General features: G+C 33.7%; 25 protein-coding genes. 6 read left to right on the top strand and 19 right to left on the bottom strand.

Translation table 11 applies throughout. The features are described 5' to 3' along the window. The first annotated feature begins 197 nt into the window (after positions 1-197). Both FS935_RS19995 and FS935_RS19990 read left to right on the top strand, forming a co-directional pair. Entirely contained in the window at positions 198-770 is a 573-nt protein-coding gene (locus FS935_RS19995) for an RNA polymerase sigma factor (RefSeq protein WP_158638669.1), read from the top strand. After that, positions 742-1503 (top strand): hypothetical protein, encoded by a 762-nt coding sequence (locus tag FS935_RS19990; protein ID WP_146950409.1) that lies wholly within the window; start codon positions 742-744, stop codon positions 1501-1503. The genes FS935_RS19995 and FS935_RS19990 overlap by 29 nt, the downstream gene beginning before the upstream one ends. 59 nt (positions 1504-1562) lie before the next feature. On the opposite strand, the gene FS935_RS19985 is transcribed toward FS935_RS19990, so the two are convergent. From FS935_RS19985 to FS935_RS19935, 11 genes are all read right to left on the bottom strand, one after another. Then, on the bottom strand, positions 1563-1763 hold the full coding sequence (locus tag FS935_RS19985) for a hypothetical protein (RefSeq protein WP_146950408.1): 201 nt from the start codon (positions 1761-1763) through the stop codon (positions 1563-1565). Between the two features lie 76 nt (positions 1764-1839). Beyond that, positions 1840-2412, bottom strand: a complete 573-nt coding sequence (gene sipW, locus FS935_RS19980; RefSeq protein WP_146950407.1) for a signal peptidase I SipW — start codon at positions 2410-2412, stop codon at positions 1840-1842. Further along, complete coding sequence (locus FS935_RS19975; RefSeq protein WP_146950406.1) at positions 2409-2807, bottom strand: hypothetical protein; 399 nt, start codon at positions 2805-2807, stop codon at positions 2409-2411. Before FS935_RS19975 ends, sipW begins: the two co-directional genes overlap by 4 nt. 145 nt (positions 2808-2952) lie before the next feature. Next, positions 2953-3519 (bottom strand): TasA family protein, encoded by a 567-nt coding sequence (locus FS935_RS19970; RefSeq protein ID WP_158638668.1) that lies wholly within the window; start codon positions 3517-3519, stop codon positions 2953-2955. Positions 3520-3648: 129 nt separating this feature from the next. Next, positions 3649-4227 (bottom strand): TasA family protein, encoded by a 579-nt coding sequence (locus tag FS935_RS19965; RefSeq protein WP_146950404.1) that lies wholly within the window; start codon positions 4225-4227, stop codon positions 3649-3651. A 1262-nt stretch (positions 4228-5489) separates the two neighbouring features. Then, positions 5490-6251, bottom strand: coding sequence for an RQC-minor-1 family DNA-binding protein (locus FS935_RS19960; RefSeq protein ID WP_146950403.1), 762 nt, complete (start codon positions 6249-6251; stop codon positions 5490-5492). 141 nt (positions 6252-6392) lie between these two features. After that, the gene (locus tag FS935_RS24305) at positions 6393-6527 is read right to left on the bottom strand and encodes a hypothetical protein (protein ID WP_275669635.1); all 135 of its coding nucleotides are present in this window, start codon (positions 6525-6527) and stop codon (positions 6393-6395) included. A 140-nt stretch (positions 6528-6667) separates the two neighbouring features. After that, the gene (locus FS935_RS19950; protein WP_146950402.1) at positions 6668-7738 is read right to left on the bottom strand and encodes a DUF4179 domain-containing protein; all 1071 of its coding nucleotides are present in this window, start codon (positions 7736-7738) and stop codon (positions 6668-6670) included. Beyond that, positions 7735-8304, bottom strand: coding sequence for a sigma-70 family RNA polymerase sigma factor (locus FS935_RS19945; protein WP_146950401.1), 570 nt, complete (start codon positions 8302-8304; stop codon positions 7735-7737). Before FS935_RS19945 ends, FS935_RS19950 begins: the two co-directional genes overlap by 4 nt. 821 nt (positions 8305-9125) lie before the next feature. Then, entirely contained in the window at positions 9126-10277 is a 1152-nt protein-coding gene (locus FS935_RS19940) for a DUF2264 domain-containing protein (RefSeq protein ID WP_146950400.1), read from the bottom strand. Between the two features lie 51 nt (positions 10278-10328). Beyond that, on the bottom strand, positions 10329-11435 hold the full coding sequence (locus FS935_RS19935; protein ID WP_146950399.1) for a glycoside hydrolase family 88 protein: 1107 nt from the start codon (positions 11433-11435) through the stop codon (positions 10329-10331). A gap of 111 nt (positions 11436-11546) precedes the next feature. Here FS935_RS19935 and FS935_RS19930 point away from each other — a divergent pair, with 111 nt between their 5' ends. Further along, entirely contained in the window at positions 11547-12416 is an 870-nt protein-coding gene (locus tag FS935_RS19930) for a helix-turn-helix transcriptional regulator (protein WP_146950398.1), read from the top strand. Between the two features lie 393 nt (positions 12417-12809). Here FS935_RS19930 and FS935_RS19925 read toward each other — a convergent pair whose 3' ends face one another. The 3 genes from FS935_RS19925 to FS935_RS19915 all read right to left on the bottom strand — a co-directional run bounded on the left by FS935_RS19925 (position 12810) and on the right by FS935_RS19915 (position 16128). Next, complete coding sequence (locus FS935_RS19925; RefSeq protein WP_146950397.1) at positions 12810-13826, bottom strand: hypothetical protein; 1017 nt, start codon at positions 13824-13826, stop codon at positions 12810-12812. A gap of 327 nt (positions 13827-14153) precedes the next feature. After that, positions 14154-15596, bottom strand: a complete 1443-nt coding sequence (locus FS935_RS19920) for a DUF4179 domain-containing protein (protein ID WP_146950396.1) — start codon at positions 15594-15596, stop codon at positions 14154-14156. After that, complete coding sequence (locus FS935_RS19915) at positions 15589-16128, bottom strand: sigma-70 family RNA polymerase sigma factor (RefSeq protein WP_146950395.1); 540 nt, start codon at positions 16126-16128, stop codon at positions 15589-15591. The genes FS935_RS19920 and FS935_RS19915 overlap by 8 nt, the downstream gene beginning before the upstream one ends. A 261-nt stretch (positions 16129-16389) precedes the next feature. Here FS935_RS19915 and FS935_RS19910 point away from each other — a divergent pair, with 261 nt between their 5' ends. Beyond that, entirely contained in the window at positions 16390-17247 is an 858-nt protein-coding gene (locus FS935_RS19910; protein ID WP_146950394.1) for a formate/nitrite transporter family protein, read from the top strand. A gap of 103 nt (positions 17248-17350) precedes the next feature. Here FS935_RS19910 and FS935_RS19905 read toward each other — a convergent pair whose 3' ends face one another. Beyond that, entirely contained in the window at positions 17351-18253 is a 903-nt protein-coding gene (locus tag FS935_RS19905) for a hypothetical protein (protein ID WP_146950393.1), read from the bottom strand. A 65-nt stretch (positions 18254-18318) separates the two neighbouring features. Next, positions 18319-19758: a YcdB/YcdC domain-containing protein gene (locus FS935_RS19900; protein WP_146950392.1), complete on the bottom strand. Its 1440-nt coding sequence runs from the start codon at positions 19756-19758 to the stop codon at positions 18319-18321. 596 nt (positions 19759-20354) lie between these two features. On the opposite strand from FS935_RS19900, the gene FS935_RS19895 reads away from it, so the two are divergent. Next, positions 20355-20828 carry a DinB family protein gene (locus FS935_RS19895; protein WP_146950391.1) on the top strand — a complete coding sequence of 158 codons (474 nt, stop codon included), beginning with the start codon at positions 20355-20357 and terminating at the stop codon, positions 20826-20828. A gap of 55 nt (positions 20829-20883) precedes the next feature. Here the strand turns inward: FS935_RS19895 and FS935_RS24415 are convergent, their stop codons facing one another. The 3 genes from FS935_RS24415 to FS935_RS19885 are packed head-to-tail and all read right to left on the bottom strand — an operon-like array spanning position 20884 to position 22094. Continuing rightward, complete coding sequence (locus FS935_RS24415) at positions 20884-21096, bottom strand: methylated-DNA--[protein]-cysteine S-methyltransferase (protein ID WP_338036942.1); 213 nt, start codon at positions 21094-21096, stop codon at positions 20884-20886. Further along, positions 21071-21331: a hypothetical protein gene (locus FS935_RS24410; protein ID WP_338036941.1), complete on the bottom strand. Its 261-nt coding sequence runs from the start codon at positions 21329-21331 to the stop codon at positions 21071-21073. Before FS935_RS24410 ends, FS935_RS24415 begins: the two co-directional genes overlap by 26 nt. Before the next feature lie 22 nt (positions 21332-21353). Continuing rightward, the gene (locus FS935_RS19885; RefSeq protein ID WP_146950390.1) at positions 21354-22094 is read right to left on the bottom strand and encodes a nuclease-related domain-containing protein; all 741 of its coding nucleotides are present in this window, start codon (positions 22092-22094) and stop codon (positions 21354-21356) included. 280 nt (positions 22095-22374) lie between these two features. Here FS935_RS19885 and FS935_RS23495 point away from each other — a divergent pair, with 280 nt between their 5' ends. After that, positions 22375-22524, top strand: coding sequence for a hypothetical protein (locus FS935_RS23495; protein ID WP_158638667.1), 150 nt, complete (start codon positions 22375-22377; stop codon positions 22522-22524). Positions 22525-23185: the final 661 nt, after the last annotated feature.

Here is a 23185-nt window from a genome sequence, read left to right as displayed (position 1 = left end):
TAGCTTTGTCGTATCTTTATCATAACTTATATGTCCATTATAAGGGGGTCAATCACTGTCACCGCCCGATATTTGTCGAATACATTCGACAAATATCGGGGAGTGACAGGCACCACAATATGTTACATTCAAATAAAACAAATAAAAATGAACGAGATGATACCCTCAGTGTGTATTACTAGTAGGAGGTGAGTGAAATGGAAAATTTGAATAAAAGGTTTAGAGAAGGAGATCAGCAGGCTTTTCATGAAATCTTTGACCTTTATAAAAAGAAGGTTTATGATATTGCACTAATTTATACAAATAATCGTAGTTTAGCTGATGATATTACGCAAGAAGCTTTTATTCGGATGTTCGCTAAACATCACTTATACAAAGAAGAGTATTCTTTTGAAACTTGGATGTACCGTATTGTTGTTAATACTGCAAACAACCTATTAAGGAAGCAAAAATGGCTGCGTTTATTTAAGGATGATAAGGAAGAGAGCTATCATATAGGCCGCTCAAATATCCAAATTGAACTCGGAGAGCAATCAGTAGATATTTTGTATTTTGTAGAAAAATTACCTCATAAATTAAAAGCCGTTTTAGTTTTGAAATATTATCAGGATTTAACCCAGGAACAAATAGCAGAAATTCTAAAAATTCCACTAGGCACTGTAAAATCTCGCATCTCTTTAGGACTTAAAAAATTAAGAATACTTATAGAAAACGATACTAATAGTGAGGAGAATGCTGGTTATGAAAAATACAGAAAAAGAATTACATAATGCGATTAAATTTGCTACATTACATAGCAGTCCCTCTCCACATGTTGAAGAACGTATCTTTAAAAGGATAGCTCCTAAAAGACGTCGTAGTTGGACCAAAGGTCAGTTTGCACTTGCATCTGCAGTAATGGTTCTCTTCTTTGCAGGAGGAATTACAACAGCCACAATGTCAGATCTATTTGAGTGGAATAAAATGAAATACCAAGCTCATGAAACCGGCATAGTAAGAGAAAACGTACTCACACCTACTCAAATATTGCAGCAATCAATCGATCAAGGAAAACAAACATATGAACTCAAGGAAGCTCATTCTGTGGCAGATTTCCAAATTCTTAGACCGAATTCAGAGGTACTTCCTCTTAAAAAGTCAATTGGTGTTGCAACTGACAATCCCCCTGAAGGCTATTATCCGGCAACCTTCATTTATTGGGATGTTTTTGAAAAAGGAAGAAACTCAGTGTATGTAGCACAGTATCATAATACGATCAAAACAGCAATAGCCAAAGGTGAATCAACAAATGATATTGAAAGTCATTACTTTGGCTATGATCCAGTTTCTTTATCAGATCAAGCTGTTGGATTTGTTTCTATCGGTGAAAGTAGCATAAAAGGCTATCGAAAGCTTCATGTGGAATATCTGACATCTGAAAAACAAGTTATACACTTAGTCTTTTATGCTACGCTTGGTAAAAATGATCTTATTTCTTTTGCTAAAGAGTATATAAAAGAATAAATTAGAATAAAAGCAGGAACCTCTTATTTGAGGAATCCTGCTCATCATTTTTTATATTTTTATAGTTTAAATCTCTTTAACAATCCACTTAGTTCTCCAGCTAATAGTGCTGTTTCCTCAATTAAGGTTGTTATATCTTGAATGGAAGATAGCTGTTCTTCAGAAGAAGAAGCAACCTCACGAATGTATTTAGTAGATTCGGTTGATTTCTTTGAATTATCCTTTATTACTGATTCTACATCTTCTACCTTGGAAAGCAACTGTTCAATTTCGATAAAGATCTTATCAACTTCATCTGTTCCCTCTTTGGTATCAACACTCCCATCCAGAGAATAATTAGCGAGGTAATGTATTATTTTTATATTTATCTTCTAACTGTCTCAACGTTCTCCAAATAGTAAATAAAGAGTATGCTAATATTAAGATTCCAGGTAAGATCATGAATAAGATACTTCCATTAGGAGATTGTGAAAAATTAATGAAATAACCCAGCTGTGGAATAGTAAATCCTCTGTACTCTGCTTGTACATTTTCTGCTAAAACAGGGCTTGAATCTACCGCATCATTATTATCTCCCTTTGTGACATAAAGAACACTGCTGCTTGTTTTTTTGACCTCTGAAATCCGGTGGGTAACTAATCTATTGTCTTCTTTAAAAGTAATAACGTCACCCTTCTTAAAGTTGACTCGTTCTTCCTTATCAACTGTTTTAACAGCAATAATTGATCCGGTTGTAATCCCCGGTTCCATTGATCCAGATAAAACCGTTTTCAATTGATAACCAAATAACTCTGGCTGTCCATTAGTAAGTTTTGTGGAAATGACGATTCCCGCTACACTCACTAACAAAACAACAAGTATACCTGTAACCATTCGATTTAACCAAATCAAAAAAATTTGTTTTTTCATTTTATTTCACCTTCCTTTTCATTAGCTGTTTTTTCACTATTTTCGACCTGTATTTTTACCTTTTCATTTCTTTCCTTTTTTAATTCGGTTTCTTTTATAGATTCATTTGTTTTAATAGATTTCTCCTTCTGATTAGCTTCTTCAGTAAAAAATTCAGTATTTCCATATAAACTTTCTGGTGATTTATTATTTATTCCCTGCTGTCCAACTTCATCATTACTCCAAATGCCAATAGTCATGCTGCCGTTTGCCGACTTATGATCACTATAATAAGCAACAGTGTTTGAGGTTAAAAAACCAGCAGTTAAAATAACTACATAGCAAATAAACAAACTATTGATTATTAAAATAAAAATAGTTGATGATATACGTATTCTTTTGTCGTTGCTCTTCAAATTGATCTCCGCCTTTCTACATCACAAACATTTATCTATTCATAAATTCATAACCTACTTTATGTGTTTATGAATAGATAAATAAAGATGGAAGGAGAAAATCGTCTCCTTCATTTTGTATATGCAATATTAATAGCTTTTAAAATTATTGAAGATCGTGATCTCCATCTCTTTGAACAGCTTCAAAGTTCCAATTAAGTGTTAATTCATCGGTTTGGAAATGGTTTTGATCTTTACCATTATCTATAAACTTAAATCGGACGGCAAATTTCCCCTCAGGACTTCCTGCCGGGAATTCATCCATTATTTGTTGCGGGTTATCTTTTAACTCAGATAACAATTTCTTAAACACTACAGTTTCTCTATCATATACGTTGTATAAGTACTCCACACTTATATGATCGCCTAAGTCATCATCATGATTGGACTCACCTTTATCAACTACTTCATATGAAGAATGTAGAATAATTTCTTTCATATCAACTGTTCCCTCATTGGTAAGTACAAAATCCCCATGCATTGTATCACCTGGCACTAAGTCGTCAATTTTCAGGATGATATCTTTATTAATCCCAAGCTCTAATAAACCTGTTGTGAAAGTATTAGTAGCCGACTCTGTATCGTTAAAATACGCGACTGTACCTCCAGATATTAAGATTAATCCTAGTACTGCTGTTGCGATACTCATTGCTAATTTTCTCTTAATGCTCATTCCATTTCCCCCACACATAAGATTTTCACAAATTTAATCTCATGATGAAAAGCTAGTTTTAAAAGCCTTTTTCTTAAAATAACAGAAGAGAGAAGTGCCTTTTTCTCTCTTCATAATAGGAAAAATAATTTATCTAGCTTCAAAGGACCAATTAAGTTTTAGTTTATCTCCTTGAAATTGGTTTTGGTCTTCTCCGTTATCAACAAATTCGAATTCGACATACATCGTGTCTTTCGTACCTGCTGGTAATCCACTAATCTCATTTTCAAATCCGATAACATTTTTCTCAACAGCATCTGGTGTGATCTGTTGTAATTCATGTAATGTTGCTGAGTAAATGATATCATTAGGTTCATTTTCACTCTTATCATTGTTTTCAAGAAAGTTCACTCGAATATGTTTTCCAAAATCATCTGTATTGTCTCCCATTGCATCCTCTACTTGATAGCTTGTTGACAAAAGGACTTCAGTTATGTCAAACGATCCATTGTTTTCTAAATCAAATGCACGAATCATCCAGCTTCCTGGACTTAAGTCGTCAACATCAATAATAACTTCTGGATTTACTGCAAGATCTAATGTCCCTGCAGCAAAAGTGCTACTAGCTTCTGCTGTATCACTAAAATAGGCAAACGTTCCTCCACCAATTAAACCAATCCCTAAAACAGCTGTTGCTACTCCTAAACCTAATTGTTTCTTAATACTCATTTTCTTTTCCTCCTCATAATCTTTTTGTGGATACTTTTTCTAAGGACTCGATCAGCTCTGATTAATTCCATATGTATTTCTTTAGTTTTCTAGAAACAGTGAGTGATTTCTCACTGTTTCTAGAAAACTATTGATGACAAAATATTCTCTAAAAAGAATTTAATGTTACTAATAAAGAACACTACAACTGCATTATAGAAATTTCTACATCACATGGAAAACCTTTAAAATTGACAATTATTCATCCAGGAGGACCGTTTTCTCTAATTTCCTTCTATTTTCTTCAAATAACTTAGTATAATCCATTTTGTGTTAATTTTAAGTAAACAATATTTACTTGTAATTTACTTTCAAACTAGCATGACTTAAGCTAATTTCTTGGTAAATACTTTTAAAATATACTAGACGTAAGCGTTACTAGCACTGCATTCTACCATTCATTCTTTTATTAAGGCTGTTTTCGTAAACTTTGTTGCTTTAACAACTCCAAGTAAACAGCACTATATAAAGCATAGTGGCATCTTTTCTTCATAAGATAGTACCTATTTTGCTATAACAACAATGTTTCCACTGCATAATTAGGTCAATTAGCAACAATCTTTCAGAAAAGAGCCTTTATTAAAAATGATAGTTTTTCAAACTTATGTAACTCACTAGTAATTAAAACAAAATAGCATTCTATCATATACACAAAGCCGTTTCTCTCATTGAAAATGTACTTTTCCTATATTTGATTCTTTATTGACACTATTCACATTATCTTTACAATTTTAAAAAAATATTAATAATTAATATAGGTCATTTTGTCGATCCTAAACAAAATCCTTAGGACCATCTTCCTCTCTTACTTTTTACTAGATTTCGTTTTAGCTAGTAAACATATCTTAAATGCAACTAAATCCCTAATTAAAATCGGATGCCTTATCCTTGATCCTACGCTTCAGGACCATTTTCCATAGAATGAAGGAAATTACATTACATTAACATTATCTTTATAATTTCCTGTTAACTTTTCAATAGAGCTAGTATCATAGAAAATTGCAAAAATGAGTTAGATGAATAGAGTAAACGTCTTTTTATCACAAATATTACATTTACTCTATTCTTTATAGCAGCGTGGTTGTTGTTTCGATTTTAATTACCCCTCCCAATTTTACTCCAACTAAAAAAGTAGAAACCGAATCTGGCTCCTACTTCATATAATATATACTAGGCAATAGCCCATACTAAGCATGATATTAAACAAACATTTTCCAAATTAATCACATGATATATTCTTCATACCGTTGTTCTCGGCAACTAGTACATCTTTTGGGTAACTCAAACCTTCTTTGTTTATAAAACTGTTGCTCTCCTATACTAAAAGTAAAACGATCTCCACATTCCCAGCATTTTAACAAAAGATCTTCAGGCGGAGCACCTTTTAAAGCTTCATCAATAGATCTTTCTCTTTCTTCAATAATTTGCTCATCCAATGATTCTTCCAGTTCCAATGAAGTGATTGTTTGGTTGATAGCCACTTTTAACTTTTTGTATTCAATATCTTTCCACAACTTTAAATATGGAATGAAATTTCTATCTCTCGTTTCTTTCACTTTTTCAAGAAATAGTAGAATCATTGATCTATTTCTATCTTTTAAATAACTCATATCCGGGCTTGTTTTATCTTGTTTCAGCCACTCTCGCCATTCTATTAATAATTCGTCTGTACGTTGATCAGACTCGATTTCCCAACCTCTATCTGTAAAAACGATCATCGGTAGTTTTCCTCGATAATGAATATCTAAGAAATCATAATCGATCATCCAATCAATTTTCTTCATGATGTTTTCTATTGTTTCAGATTTGAAATACCCATAACTTGGATTTCCGTCTAATTTCAATTGTAAAACCTTTTTCTCGCGTGAGCCTTTTAAAATTTTAGCAAGAAGCGTGCGGCCTCCTTCAGCTATGATTTCATCAGCTGCTCTTAAAATAGCTTTTATTTCTTCTGTAGATAAACTAGTTTTTTCTTCAGTTTTCATTAAATAAACACCTCGTGTGCAATGATATTTTTTCAAAATACTCCTCAGTAGTTATTTCGAACACATCACTTTTTGATACTCCCAAATTTCTCTTCATATAAATCGTGAATCCAATCCTTTACAGGTGCTTTCCATTGCTGTTTAGGTGAAGGAATGTTCCCTGAGTAATCTTTTAGGTGACATACCAAGTTCCTTTGCCATTTGAATGTCATTCTGATTTAACCAACACCGCTTCTTTGCTTCTGCCCAAGTAGCATCATTTTTTCTAGTTGGCATCATCATACCCCTTTTTTAAACAAATTATATCAAGACATTATGTATCTCGTGAAATTTTCCATGAAAAATAAAACTCAGTTCTAATAGAAATGAGTTTTATTAGTTCAATATTCATCCTTCTTACTATATCTTTCATTTCGTTATTTCTTCAAATCAACAATAATGTCTTCCATTAAGAATGTTTCTTCACCAACAAACGAGCCATCTTTAGTCACATCTTTAGATAATCTCAAGTGAGGAGTAATGATAAGCTTTGTTGCCTTCATATCTAATTTTTCAAACGTCTTGCTAAATCCCTGAACATTTTCCTCATCATCTGACCATCCACCATAAATTTCTCCGTAATAAGAATTCCCTAGATTATCTTTTATTTCAAGATCAACTTCGACATTTGGATACTTGCTTTTAATCGTATCGGAAACAATTTGGCTGTTGTAATAGACGATGAACGACATAGGTGTAACTGTTATTTTGCTAACCTCTACATTAACTCCATCTCGTTTTGAATTTTGCCCAACCTGCTGTACATTGTTTTCCGTTGCCTTCAAATCAAGATTGAAATTCCAATTACCATTAAGTACTTCATTTTTATCTTTAATCTTTATACTAGGCATAAGCAACTCTACGTTAATTTCTTTTTTTTCTTCAAATTGATTAGTCGTAGCAGAGGTAATACCAACATAATGATGTTTATCTACTTTTAATAGTTTGGAAGAACCTGTCCATCCTTGTTCTCCTTTAATGATCAAAAACGGCTCAACAAACGGTTCTTTATCTAAATCTTGAGCATCTCCTAAATTCTGTTCACTTTCAAATTCATAAGTAATTGAAACAGTTTTCCCATCAAAGATTGCATCATTTAAAGTAACTTTTATCCCTTGACCTTCTTTAGACATACCTACATTAGTTGCATTTTCTTTATATTCATCAAAAACCCCTGTTTTACCACCATCTATAAATCTAAAAATATCTCCTACTATCGGAATATTAGCAGCATATGCCGGAAATGCTAGACCAACAGTAACGAAAGACAAACCTATGATGGCAGCGGCTACAGCACTTCTTTTCCAACCCATCGCTTTTTTCTTTTGTGGTAGTGATTTTTTTAATCTATTTTTCAATTTTGCTTTTTCAAATTCACTTACTTCCACTTCTGCAAAATCATCTGCTTCTATTTCAACATCATTCAATAACTCATAAATATCCTTCATACAAGACTCCCCCCTATATTAAGATTTAGGGCCTTTTTATATAGCTTTTTCTTTCCTCGATAAATTCGATTATCAATCGATGAACTTGTTAATTGAAGCTTGGCAGCTATTTCATCCGTTTTTAAACCGAGAAAATACTTCATGATAAAAATAGAACGATCAATAGGTTCTAGCAGATTAATTAATTGTATTAATTCTTCCTTATCCTCCATCAACACAAGTTCATCTTCTGCAGAATTCTCTAGTTTCGCTTCCAAGAATTCGGTGGTATACTCTACTTTTTTACTAGCTTTTCTGTAATAATCAATCGCTTTATATTTTGCAATCGCACAAATCCATTTCTTAAAATCATCACTAGAGTTTCCTTGAAACTTCTTAGAATGATTCCATATTGCAAGAAAGATATCATTAACACACTCGTCGATCAGCCCCTCATTTCCAAGCGGTGAAAGAACCTTATATGTAATTCCCTTTATAACTGGCAAATAAGCATCGACGATAAATTCTAAAGCATCTTCTTTTTGACGCTGCAGCCGTTTAATAAAATTTTGATCAGTAGACTTCATGTACAACTCCCCTTGCTTCATTTCAAAAACGTGTATATCTTATATAACGAAAAAAATCTGAACTTCTCTCATCTTTTTTATTTTCTGTTGAGATTTTCTTTGAAAAATTTTAGGTGCAACTTTTTTAGTCACCAGTCTACTCGAGAATTTTTCCGTATTTAATTGTACCTTATTCCTTCTGATTGATTCACAAGAAAAAGCAAAAGAGACTTACCCCTATTGAAGTAAATCTCCTAAAATATAATCCTGATAATATTCAAAATTTAATAAATACAAAATAGCAAATAGGCAACTTACAACTTACCATAGGGGCTGGTTGTCTCAGTTTGTAGATAAATTATACTATCACAGTTATAGAGATAATGAAGGACATGAGCAAGAGGAAAGTCCGATTAAAAGGGCGTCATAGAGCTCACTCGCCATGGTACCGACCATCAAACTCTCTTTCCGCTCCATCTTCTCATCTTTGCACGTCATGTTTTCTTTTTTATCGACTATTCTCTGCTGATTTGATTAAGGGCATAAATAAGCACGAGGAAAGCATGAGTAAAAGGGCGTCATAAACGATCAAAAATATACATCGTTATCTTAACATTTACACAAGCCATTCAGACTTGATTTTCGAGGATCGAAGCCTTGTGAGGAGCGGAGTTACCCTGTATGGTCATGAGCACCGCAACAAGGTGAGTAACGAAGAAAGTGAGTGTTTGTCAACTGTTTGAGGCAACTAACCCTAAGGGGTTGGTTGCCTCAGATAGCCACGGTTGCTACAGATTGAACAATCGTCTTGTTTAGTCACTTCAAATAAAAAACTTGGGATGTTAATACGCAAAATCTATAGGAAATTCCTTCCCTGACCAAGCTCTCTTTGACGTCCATTCCATTGGCGGATCACTCCAAAATGGATCTGAACTAGGTAATCCTAATGGTAAAAATCCTGTTGCACATAAATAAAGACTACCTGTTGATATATATCCTTCACCTATTCCTGGTTGATGTCCACAAAAGCCAATCGTGAGCCAACCGGATTCCATAAACGTGCCTGGAGCCTGGAGAGTTCTTTTTATCACTTCTGTTAAAGCACTTCTCACCTGGGCAGGAGGAAGTTCGTTTGGCAAATCCTTTCGAAGTGCATGTTGTGCTAAAGATTGAAATACTCCAAATCGATAAGCGAGAGATCTGCCGACTGGTGGAAAAGTTCCCTCAGGTGAAATCGTGCGCTCCTGAATCACAGCATATCTCTGAGATCTTTTGATGATCGTATCCTTAAGTATTGCCCACTCTTTATATTCATCTCCGACTGTTTCAATTAAATCCACTAACATAGGGTGAATCACAAAGCTGTTGTAATAATCATGGTGATATTCTGGTCCATCACTATAGATTCCGTCTCCTAAGTACCATTGATCAAACTGATTGATCGCATAATCTATCCTCATCTGGTCCCAGCTTTTTTCGCCCACTTTGTAAAAAAACGCTTCGATAATGGCAGAAAACAATAACCAGTTAGAAAAAACAGGCTTTCTTGTACGTGTAGCTTTTATCGCTTGTAACACGTTTTGTTGAACCCTAACATCAAGCTTTTCCCACAATTCGTTTGGCGCTCTTAAGATTGCATGAGCAAGAAAAGCCGTATCAACAATAGGTTGAAAATCATCTGCAAAGTTCATATAATCCGGTGATTTTGGATCTGTTCCCGCATCAATTGCTTCTCTAGCAAGTTCAGCATACTTTAACCGTAGCTTTTCTTCACCTTCATCTTCACTTTCTCTTTCTAACCATGGTGCCATTCCGACTAATAAACGAGAAAATGCCTCAAGATGTGAAAATTTCTCACGATATGTTCCTTCTTTCATTTCTACTGGCATGTCTTGTTTTAATGTTCTATTTTTCAAGGCAAAAAGAACTGGGTCTGCTATTTTCAACATATAATCGAGCCAGAACTTTCGGTCGTTAGTTTGTAACGAAACCATCTTATCCCCCCAAGCTATTATATGGATTTCTATGAAACTCATTTTTGAAAATTAAAAAATACGGCGTTTCCAACCATTTAACTTAGCAATAGCTTCAACATAATAATAATCACCATATATGAGCGAAACATTTATATTCTCATCAACTGGCTTATTTCCTGTTCCCCCTACAAGGATTCCTTGATGCTCTGGTTGGTCCCACGTTCCATAATTTTCAGTTAAAGAGGTTAATATCTTTGTTGCAGCATCCTCATATAATCGTTTTTCATTACTAGGTACCATATCTGCAATTTCCAGCAATCCAGAAGCGGCAATCGCAGCTGCAGAACTATCTCTAGGTTCATATTCTAATGAATTCAATCGAAAATCCCAATACGGAACATAATCTTCTGGAAGACCAGCTATAAAATGATGTGCAACTTTTTTGGCTGCTTGTAAATAACGGTAATCTCCTGTATGTCGGTACGTATTAGCAAATCCATAAATCGCCCATGCATTTCCTCTACTCCACGCAGAATCTGATGCATGACCTTGACCACCAATAGATTCAATAAAATCACCTGTAATAGGATCAAATGATAAAATATGACAAACTGATCCATCTTCTCGAATTCCATGCTGTAATATTGTGTCAGCATGAAGAGTAGCAATATGTTTATAACGGGGATCTCCAGTTACACGGCTTGCCCAGAATAATAGAGAAAGATTCATCATACAATCAATAATTGCCCAACCTATTTTATCTCCGTTCCAAGCACGAATAAATTTCCCGACCGGGTTAAAACGACCCGCTAAATAGTTTGATGCTTCTAATCCAATTCCAAATCCACTCTCGCTTTTAAGGATTTCATGTTTTAACACAGCAGTCAGTAAAAACTGAAAACCAACATCATGATCCAATTTATTCTCAGAAAAACACTTCTGTAATTTCTCATCCCATTCCATCGCAGCACTCTTAAATTTTTCATTGTCTGTCATATCATAAAGAACCCACAACATGCCTGGCCAAAATCCTGATGTCCACCAAGAATGAGGCATATCATCATACACTCCGTCAGTTCTTGCTACATGTGGTGATTTATCCCCGATTTGATCGACCATACGCTCAACTTTTGCTTCAAGCTTTTTTAATAATTCTTGTTGATTTAAGTTATACATGATTTCCCTCCTATTTCGCGTTACTATCTACAGTATAACTTCGCTCATACATGAAAAGTTGTTGTATAATAACTAATAATATTGTTCTGTTGTTCTGTTAGGAGGGGAAGTATGAATCGATTATTTGAAACAATATTGTTTGATGATATAAAGCCATTTCATTGGACTTATCGTCAAAAATCAGATCACAACTTTAGAGGATTCTACCACTGGCATCAAGGCTGTGAAATTTTGTTTGTTTATCGTGGACAAGGACGTGTTATTGTTAATCAACAAACCTACGATCTGAAACCAGGTATGCTTTTCTTTTTCCAGCCCTTTCAATTACATAAAGTACATGTGGAAGTATCACATCAAACTCCATATGAACGTAGCATACTTCATTTTGATCCAATTTCCCAAGGAAAAAATCTACACTCATTTCCAGGGCTTCATACCTTATTTCAGCGACTACAAAAGGGTGTATATGAAAAACAAGCGTTTGATTTATCAGATCGTTACGAATATGTTGCTGAGATGTTCAAAGCATTTGATCAGTCCCTTAAAACGAATAACTGGGAGGAAGATGGACAGCTTTTTCTTATGCAAATTCTTTCTTGCATCCGCATAAACACTCAAGATCTAGAACCCTCCCTTCATCATAATAAATTACGTTCACTTCGATATTCTGAAACAATCATGAACTGGATCGAAAATCACTATATGGAAACCTTTGACTTGGAAAAGCTATCATCTGAACTCCATTTATCAAAGCCCTATGTTTCTCGGATATTTAAGCGCGAAACCGGCAGTAACATAACTGAATACATAACTGTTCGTAGAATCAAGCAAGCATGTCACTTACTACAAATGACGAATGACTCTGTTGAATTAATCGGCGAACAAGTAGGAATTGGAAATGTGTCTTATTTTATCCACTTATTTAAAAAAACAATTGGAACAACACCACATCAGTATAGACTTTCACATCAAGTGATCTAGATTAATTTTCAGTAAAGAGAGAAACAGCTATCAACATTTTCAGTTCGACCAGAATGATCAACTTTTCACGTTAAGCTGGAACAAGCTACTGTCTTTTCGTATCAAAAAAACTCTGAATCCTTACTAAAGGTCAGAGTTTTTTTGTATTATTATGGAGAATAACAACCGTTAAATGGCCTATTCATTACCTATCCATAAGAAGCGTTTGTTAAAGGCTCTTTTCTGAAAGATTGTTGCTAATTGACGTTTTTATTTGTTAGAACCGGTGTGTTATCGAATAAAAGGTGCGATCTGTAGAAGAAAAGATGCCACTAGATTTTATACTGAGTTCTTTCCTTCAGTATTCTAAAAACAACAAAACTTACGAAAACAGCCTTGATAAGAAAAAGTAACCTACTTTACCTTGTGTAAGATACCCTCAGCTTCTGCAGGATTCATCCTCGAGGCCTTCCAACTGTATCCATCTTCATTACCTTCAAGGTGGTTTTTATCAATAAGATCAATAAACATTATGCTCTTATTTTCACCAGTGATATATTGAACAGTAACCTTAAATTGGTTGTTAACCTTCTCTATAGTATAAGTTCCTTCAGATATAAAACCTGCTTTTTCTTCAATATAACTATAGGTGAAATCGTCCCTTAGAATCATGTAGAAATCTTCTCCATCTTTCCAATGCCAAGCTCCTAATAAATCAGTCTCTACAAATTCAAGTTCTTCGTTAACTGCATTAATGGATTTTTCTTCTTCAGGTTGACTAGATTCCTCAGGTATCGGCAGCTCCTCACTATTACTAAAATACTTATCACCTTCTTCTACTAGTGGTTTCTCTGTGACTTCAAGGTCGATTAACACTCCCATATGCTTGCCTATATACCATCTATCGTCGTCCTTCATTTGATAGAGTTCAAGCTCATAACCAACGTTTCCTGTGATATCATCTTCAGATGTAGCTTTTACATTACCTGAAACCCATACGATTCTCTTATCTCCTACTGGCTTATCATAATCAGCAATGTTATTGACAATCTGATCAGATGTCACTTTATTCTCAGTAATTTCCCAACTCTTTAATCCAACTTGTTTTGCCATCTCTTGTTTGACCAAGTTTCTAGCTATCTTCTGTGGCTCAATTTCATCATTAACTACTTCTGCTTCTTTTTCGTTTGAATTTTCCATCGTTGTATTTACTGGCTCTTCCTTAGACATTTTACTTGGTATGTTATTCTGCAAATTAGGTACCATTAACCCAATACCAACAATGATGAAAATAAACCCAGTTAACAGTAGAGTTACTATACCTTTAGAAATTTTTAAGTTTTTCTTAACGATCCTTGATATTAATAAAATTAAAGACAAAAGTAATAAAACAAATCCCATACCTATAAAAATAATAGTTAAATTATCCAATTCTGTGACTCCCTTTTCTTATGATGTAATGAACAAAATCGATTAAAGATTACTTCAACTTTGATAGATTATATTAACTATTCTACTTTAATACATATATGGAGATTGGGATATAGCTGTTTCAATAATAGAAAATACTATTTAACTATTACTCCATTACTACATATCTTCTTGACATGACTAAAAAATCGCTATTGAAATAAATCATTTCTTTAGATAAACAAAGAGCCTAATCTTTTTTTGATTAGGCTTTTTTAAGGGTTATATACTTTTTACCATGTACTCCACTTACAAAAAGTGGATATCTCCACAAAAGAGCTACTGAGATTATCTATTATCCACTGGAAGTTCAATAGTAAATGGTTGTAATTCCTTAGCTGGGAAGAAGCTCGAGAAATTGAATTGTAGAATTGTATTTTCAAGTGTAAAGTCCATGATTTTTTCTTCTCCATCTAAATTGAATGTAGATTGAAAATGAGCTGTCTTTTTATCGATAGTTTTCACTTTATTTAGACGGATGCTATGATTTTTAGGTGGTACTGGATTTTCAGGATTAATTTTATCTATATATCTCTTATCTACTAACAACAATTCATATTGTAAGTTATTTTCAAACAAATCAAGCTCATGTTCACTCAATTTCTTTGAGAGACCTGTAAATTGATAATCTATGACAAGTTCATTTTCCTTTTTCGTTATCTCATTTACTTGTAAGCCTAAATTGAATCGTTCACTATTTAATGTGAATGTTTTTTCATTCAATAATTGTTGCACATTTGGATCTGCAACAGAAAGCATTGGATAAAAAGTTAGTGAAGATACGTTTTTATTTAGTTTAATCATCTCACTTCTCACAGTACTACGATATCTTTCTTCTTGTACCATTTCCTCAATCATTGTTCCATTTCCAAACCTATATACCTTCCCTTGATCATCAACTGCTTTTTGTATGTAAATATCATCGTTCTTGTATTTCTGAACAGTCTCATAAATAAGTGAAGATGACGCTTTTGCGGTATCAATTTCTTTTATTTGGATTTGAACATCATCCTCTGGATATTCTTTCTCCTTCATAATAGATATTGTCCTGGTTTTTTCCTGTTGAATTGGAATATCAAAATTCCATTCACCTTTTATACCGTTTATATAATGAATAGTTATAGGAAGAGTAAATTCATCCTCCATTATCTCTTTATATGGATAGTCCATTTTCCATTGAAAGGTATATCCTTGCTCTACTTCCTTAATGTCTGTTGACTTGCCATTAAGCCACGGATCGTTATCCCCTTTATTATGTTCGAAGTTTACATCAAAGCTAACTTCACCTTTTTCGTTATCTCCTTTTTCAACGCTTTTATCTACAAATCCGGTTATTGAAACAACATTTCCATCAAAGTAAGTGCTTGTTAGTTTTACAGTCACTCCATTTTTCGTTAAAGACTGATTTAAATTTGTCACTGCATCCTGATTCGCCAGTTCTATTCCTATTGAATCATCAAACTCTTGAAAGATCCCACCAATTAAAGGAGCTTTTGCTAATACTTTGTTCATCGTAGGATTAAAAAAGCCAGAAGCGACAGTCATCCCAACAAGAGCAGCGACAGCAACAGAACTAACAAGAGCAGCGACAGCAACAGAACTAACAAGAATTTTCTTTTTCGTATTTCTAGTTTGCTCAGACTTTTGTAAGCCTTTATCAATGGCGTTAAATACCTTCTCTTTCGGCACTGATATTTGGTCAATTGCATCTTTTATTTCCTTGTTATCCATGGCATTTGTCCTCCTCTTCTTTATATGATTTTCTTAAACTAGCTTTTCCCCTACTCAAATAAGTTTTGACCGTTCCTTCGGGAATCTCCATCAATTCGCTAATCGTTTTAATAGAATAGTCATAGTAATAGAACAAAATAATTGCGGTACGATAATTTTCTTTTAGCTCTCCAATTGAATTCAAAAGATGCATCGCTTCGTCATGATCTGACTGATTTGTTACAGATAACTTAGATAATGTTTCTTCTGTTAGTGGCACAACATTTTTTCTTTTCTTTAAAATTTGACCAGCACAACGAATGACGATTCTGGTAAACCAAGTCATAAAATATTCCGGTTGCTTTAATGAGCGTATACTAATATAAGCTTGATATGTCGCATCTTGAACTACATCCAAGGCATCTTCTTCATTTTGCACATAAAGATATGCAGTTCGATAAATTCGATCATAGTGAAGCTTAATCAGCTGTTCAAAGGCTTTTTTATTACCCTTTATTGCTTTTTTAACGAGCTTTTCATTTCCTAACTCCATCTTTTCTTCAACTCCCTTCAACTGTTAGTGGTAGATATCCTAAGAAAAAGTTTCAAAAATCAAAAATAAATACAAGGACGTTTCGTTTGTATGAATAGATACCATGGTAGAAAATGAATCAACCATTTATTTTTTATGGTTGTTTTAGTCCATCTCAAATTGAAGTCTTTTCATTCTTGAACTAGAAACCTTAACAAATCCGTTAAGATAAACGCACTATAGGGTATAGAAGAATAAGAGACTGACAAAGGGAGACTTACTATGAATGAAAATAAATCAAAAAAACTAGATAATGAAGCGGTACATGAACCGTCTCGACAATATTTTATCCCAGCTCAAATTGTACATAATTTTAGTCAAAAGGGTCGGGACCATCTTAATCGTAAAACGAATTCACAATTTATTTTATCTCTACAAGCAGGGGCATTTATGGCCTTTGGTGCTGCTTTTTCTGTCTTACTTTCGATGGGGATTGATATAAAGGGTCTTTCTCATTTGATGGCAGGTTTGGGGTTTGCAACTGGGTATGCCATGGTTTTTCTATCAGGAGCAATTCTCTTTACTGAGGTTAACGTTTTATTACCAAGCTATTTATTTCAAAAGCCTTCTATTTTGAGCTTAAAAATTGTTAAGTTTTGGTTAGCCACATACTGTGGTAATATCTTAGGAGCATTATTTGTTGGAACACTTATCATCCTATCAAAATCACTTTCCCCGGAGTTCTATCAAGAATTAAATACCTATATCAACCAAAATAAAATGTCTTTTTTAGCAGACGGAACATGGGGATTTTTCCAAATAATTATTTCAGGTATCCTTGCCAACTGGCTCATAGGTATGGCTGCATTTCTTACAACCGCTGCCCGTGATATCACAGGTAAAATTATCGGTACACTACTCCCCGTCACTTTATTCGTTGCAGGAAATTTTCAACATAGTGCAGCAAACATGGGGTACTTTAGTATTGGAATCTTCACCAATGACACCTATACTTGGTATCAATTTCTATTATATAACCTGATTCCTGCTAGTATTGGTAATATTATTGGTGGAGCTATTATGGTATCATTGTTGTTCTCTTTTGCTTATAAAGATGATATTGAAAATGATATTAAATAGAAATTACTTTTCTAACCCAAATGATGAGTTACTTAGTCAATAAAAATAAGCAGTAAAAAAATCTTACTGCTTATTTTTAGACTTATTAACCTACGATTAAAAGCTACTTATCAATGTATTTCTTGTTCATTTTATGAAATTCATCTCTTATCAAATGATTTGTTTTTATAGTTGGAATAAGAAACATCGTTGCTAAGAAGATGCCTAAGAAATTAAATGTTCCCGTTCCTATGTGGACATATCCCTGAAGGATATAAATGATGGATAAACCAATTATAAATGTTAAATTATCTCTTAGATTTATTTTCTTTCGTTGGTGACGATCTTTAAAAAACAAAGCAAATTTTTTATTAGTTAAATAAAAGTAGATTCCTAGTAAAAGAAAAGCAATAAATAATATGAGCAATCTATACTTTTCCCCCAAAAACTCAAATCCAAAGATCCCCCCACCTATTAATAATATTATCAATACATAGGAATAACCAACAGAAAAGGTTGAAAAGTAAATATTTCGTATTTCTTCTTTTTCACCAGGAGATTTAAATTTTAGGATTGATTGATTAGAAGCGAAGTCATCACACAAATCATCTATTTCTCTTTTCGTTAATACCTCTTGATCTATATTTTCATTTTGATCGTCTAAGAGGTGCAAATGTTTAGAAATCCTCAACTCCAGATAAACATTCACACACATAAAAATAATACCTATGACAATAAGGTAATACAAAGGAAGAAAGATAAGTTCACTAATTACTAGGAAATTGATAACTACTACGATACATCTTAATAAAAAATCTAGTATAGCTATTTTCCTTAGGTAACCTAATAATCTACCTTTTGTACTCTCAAGAATAGAAGTAGTAAATAGTACAAAAACAAATGGTGAGAAAAACCATAATGCTATAAAACCCTTTAGTCCAAAGTTGATTGTAAGAAGAATCAGAATTAAATTATTTAAATAAAAAAGAACATTTAATAACAGTAATTTTTTTATTTTACTTTCCATTTTTTAGTCCTTCCTTAGGACAAGGTTTTAGCAAACTTGTCCCTCCGTCCTCAACTCCCTCTTTTTTACTTATCTCTCGCAGTAATTACAGCCCCAGTCATAGCATCAATGTACCTGATCGGCGTTCTAGAATACCTGTCACATGCTTGATAAACAAGAATATAAGATTCTATATCACCGTTATAATCTGTTTCCCACGCTAATTCAAAGTCCAAATGAGTTAAAAATATATCTCTCGCTTCTTTTTTTGTAATGGCTGTTTTCGTTGGAATCTCGTTAATTTTTTCCATATCAAAACTTGGTCCGCTATAATGATCAATATGTCCTGTTTTATTATTAACTGCCACTACTACTATTTCTAACTGAACAGGTATACCTTCACTGTTATGCATACGGAAGGTAAATACTTCTGTGTTTCTAGCTTCGTCTTGCTCATCTTCTTCATTCTCTCGAACAATCAATTGCAAATATTTATGGTAATCTGGAATAATCATTTGAAGAAAGTTAATTGCTTTTTGATAACAATCTTCATGACTAAGCTGAAGATTGCCACTTCGTTCATTAAACCACATAAAGCTTCTAACTTTACCAGTTTCCTTTGAAATAAAAGCTTTAACTGTATCTTTCGTTTGCCTCTTGAGGTATCCATCAATTGATAAATCTTCTTCGTTCATCTCCCAATTTCGATCACGCCATACAATGCCTGTTTCTTCCCCCATATCGACTTCTCGAATGATGTCCATTTCCTCTGTAATACCAACTACCTCTTTAATCGTTAAATCTTTTTGAAGGACTGTATTCGAAGGAGGTGGAAGTGGAACACAAGTCTCTGGAACATCTTCATCATGTATAATGCTCAATGTTGGGGTCAATACATCCGCTTTAAACTTCATGATAGATTCCTCTGGTTCATAAACAAGACGAAGCCCGTCTTCTGCAACATTATATATAATAGTATATAGATTTTTAATCGTCGGCTGAAAATCAAGGCTATTTTGTACATGTTCAATCAGCTTTTCTTTAGAAATCAGCGTCCTAGGTATCTCAGGTATCCTCTTCACAGCTTTATAAGAGAATTTAACTATTTCCCCCATTGGATCCACATCAATAAAACAACCAGCAGAATTAAGCGGTAAATCCATAACAATTTTTTCATAATAGTAACGATAGGTTTGATTCATTTTTTTCATTTCATAAAGAGTTAACTCTTCTAAAGCATCTGGATAATGACTAAGGAAAAAGTGTTCCGCTCGTTTCTTTCGTTCTTCTATATTTAGCGGAATCTCATTGGAATCTTTATCATTTAAATCAATCGTTAAAGAATTCAAATGACCATCCAGATCAAGATTTATCGTAATTCCCTCATTGCTTTCTTCGTTAATCCATACAAACATAGCCTCGCCTTCTCCGTTCTCCCCCTCAACATATTCTTCTATGATCGCTTGAAAATTAACAGGAATTTGGACTATTGATAACGCTCGTTTTCTTAATTCTTCTTTTTCCATGTAAGCCACCTCCAATTTTTTAGTTTTCATTCATATTCACCTTATTTAAAGATTCCGTAAAAAGTCTTAAGCTCTGTTTGTACTAATGCATCATAATCTCTAAACTCAATAATTTTCTGCATTAATTCTTTCATATGTACCCTTCTAATTCGTATTCATTTTTGTAAATATATTCTATTTTATCATTTATTTTCTTTTAAATGGAAGTTGATGAATGATAGATTTAACAAATACAAGAAGATTGTTTATCTAGAATAAACAAAAAGTGGTCGACCATATTCGGAAGACCACTAAAGCTTCTATAAACTATCAATCTATTTAAATATAAGGCTACAAGCTGTTTTTACATTCGTTTCCCAGTAGAAAAACTTGGCTTATCTCCAAGTCATAATGGCGAAAACCTTAGTTATTAATATGAACTTGTAATGGTGCCTGTCACCACCCGAAATAGCTCGAAATTTGCCGATTAGATCTTTTTTGACTGAAGAACAACATTAAACTGAATGTAAGGTTTCTGACTTCCTTGAAATAAAAATCTACTATATAATGGAAATTAAGCAACTTAGTCTGTTCTAAATGAAAGGAAGTTATCAGTGATGAGCCAAGCACTTTTTTCAGAATTCACCTTTATTCGCAAAGGAACTATTCGAATTGTGAGTGGGTTAACAGAAGAGCAAATTGAAAAGATTCCTTCTGGATTTCCACATAATATCCACTGGAATATTGGGCATATTTACGTTATTAGTGAGAGGTTTTATGCGAGAATTACCAATTCAGAGCCGTATTTTCCTGATCGCATCCATACATATTTTGAACCTGGAACATCTCCAGCAGGTTGGGATTCTTCCGTCCCAAGCATTGAAACAATTATTCAATTACTAGAAAATCAGCTAGAGCGCTATAAAGCGGTTGATCAAACCACCCTTGATCAACAAGTTCAAGATCCGTATACAACTTCATCTGGTTACACTTTAAACACGGCAAATGAATTTTTCCGCTTTGGATTTTATCATGAAGGCATGCATATCGGCATAATGAAGTCTATACTTAAGCTTGTAAAAACAAGTTGAGACAGGCTACTAGTACAATAAGCCTGTCACTTTCCTAACTGTTATGTCCCTTTGATTACAGTTGCGATTTTACATGCGCCAACAACCACTGTTTACGATCAAGTCCACCTGCATATCCTGTTAAACTCTGATTTGAACCGATGACTCTGTGACAAGGAATGATAATACTTATTTTATTTTTGCTATTTGCATGACCTACTGCTCTTGTTGCTTTTTCATTTCCGATAAAAATGGCTTGTTGTTTATAAGATCTGATCAGTCCGAGCATTCCAAGCTCTTTTTTGGAAACCCTTTCCTTCTATCTCACACTCAATCTCAAGATCTCTTCTCTTCCCCTTAAAATACTCATCAACCTGACGAATCACTTCCCTCAAGATTTTTGTATCACTAACAATTTCTTCTTCCTTTTCAACAAAAGTCGCAGACAGTACTGCATCTCTTGTTGTAACTATTTCTAAAATTCCAATCGGGGAATGATAGTAGCCAACATATTTTTCACTCAATATAAGTACGCTGCTTAAAAGGCTATTGATTAAATATCTTTGCTTTTGATCTTTTCTTAATGAATGAGACAGCCTCTTTATATTTATCAGGACCTGGTTTCATACGAGGGGAGAATTTCATAAGGAATTTGTACAATTCTCCTAGATCATCAATGACAACAGTGTTTTTTCCCGTTCCTTCCGCTGTCGCATCTTTATTTGAAAAATAAACAATCCCTTGAACCCACATGTCAATCATCCCATCCGCTTTTAGCATTTGTGATGTATGCCACGTTTGTTGACGTAAAATAGAAACGGGAAAATAAACTTCTTTCTGAATCGTTTTCCCTTTATGAACCGTGGTCATATCCCATATATCAGCATCTGTATCTCCGACAAAATCACCCACTTCATGATTTTCGAAAATTGTAAAGCAACTGTTAGGAGAGATCACTAAATAATCAACGGTATAACCGCGATTTTCAAACATGACTGGAACGCCTTGAAAAACATGAAATGTATCTGGAAGATCAGCAAATGTACCTAGCACACGCTTTTCTAACTCATCTAACTCCTTCGCCTTTGAAATTTCATGATTTCGAAATAGTAAAATAACCACAAATATACCAGCAATAATGCCAGACAGTGACAAAATCGTTTCCTCAATTGCTAAGGAAAAATACAAACAGATTAAAATGAAGACTATTAATAGATTACGACTCTTTCTTAATTTCTTGATGTTTTGCTGAGCTCCTGTATGCTTCGTTCGATATAAAGTAGCCATCTTAACCTCCTAAACATTATTTCCATACTATAATAGTATCCTAACTAGTTCCTTCTTTCTACAAAATACTACAAAAAATATAGGTCAAAAATACCAACCCTCTTTCTAATGCATTAATGAAAAAAACCCATATTCATGTCTATATTTCTAATTAGTAAAGCAATTTCTCAAATCCTGTACTTCGCTTCCATATAAAGCTAGATACTTCTCTTTTACTCGAAAAATAGATAATCTACAGGGTAATAATAGGATAGAGACAGTAGTTAAGGAGATTGTGAATTTGATTGAGGTCATTACTTATGCTGAGTGCGTTTTAAGATTAAATAAAAATGAGAACTATGAGCAATTCGTAACAAGCATGCCGATGGATTTTAAAAACGAAATCTTAACGGATAAAAATGTAACAATCTCAAGCTCTCACAAACCATAACCTTGAAACGAATGTATTGGCTCATTTTGGAAAGGTTCAAAACTCCTTTACTTTACTAAATCCCTCGCTATGCAAAACTACCTTAAAGTAACGTACCGTATATAATAACTATTATTTTTTCATAACGATTTGTCCCGAATGTACTCCTAAAAAGAGCACTTAAGTTTTGTGGGTACATACTCGCTTTTTGAGCCATCTCGATTTATCCAATGTTGTCAGGCAAATTCTAACCACTCAACCACTGGTCTTACCTTGTCATAATTGCTTCACATTGATTGTTGATTTTTCAGCTCCCTGTATTTTCTTAACATAATAATAAAAAATATAAACCGCTAGATAAATCTAACTTTGAAAACTCTGAGTCTCTTTCAACATCTTTCAATATCCTCTCAATCTGTTTTGAAAAAAGAAGGTCTTTTGACTCTGAATAGATTGCATTAAAATTTATGTCCATAGAAACCATGATTTCAATTAATGGCCCGCATACACCAATGCCTCTAACGAAATTTCACCATCTAGGATGATCATTCATGGTACAAAAAATAGACCAAATCATATCATAGATTTGGTCTATTTTTATAGAATCATTACTTACCTAACATTGCATCTACTTTATCACGGTTTTCTTCAATCCATTTTGCAGCTAAATCCTCAAATGAAG

The sequence above is a fragment of the Metabacillus litoralis genome (assembly GCF_007994985.1).
Lineage (GTDB): Bacteria > Bacillota > Bacilli > Bacillales > Bacillaceae > Metabacillus > Metabacillus litoralis.
This window is presented reverse-complemented; position numbering and strand designations above follow the sequence as displayed.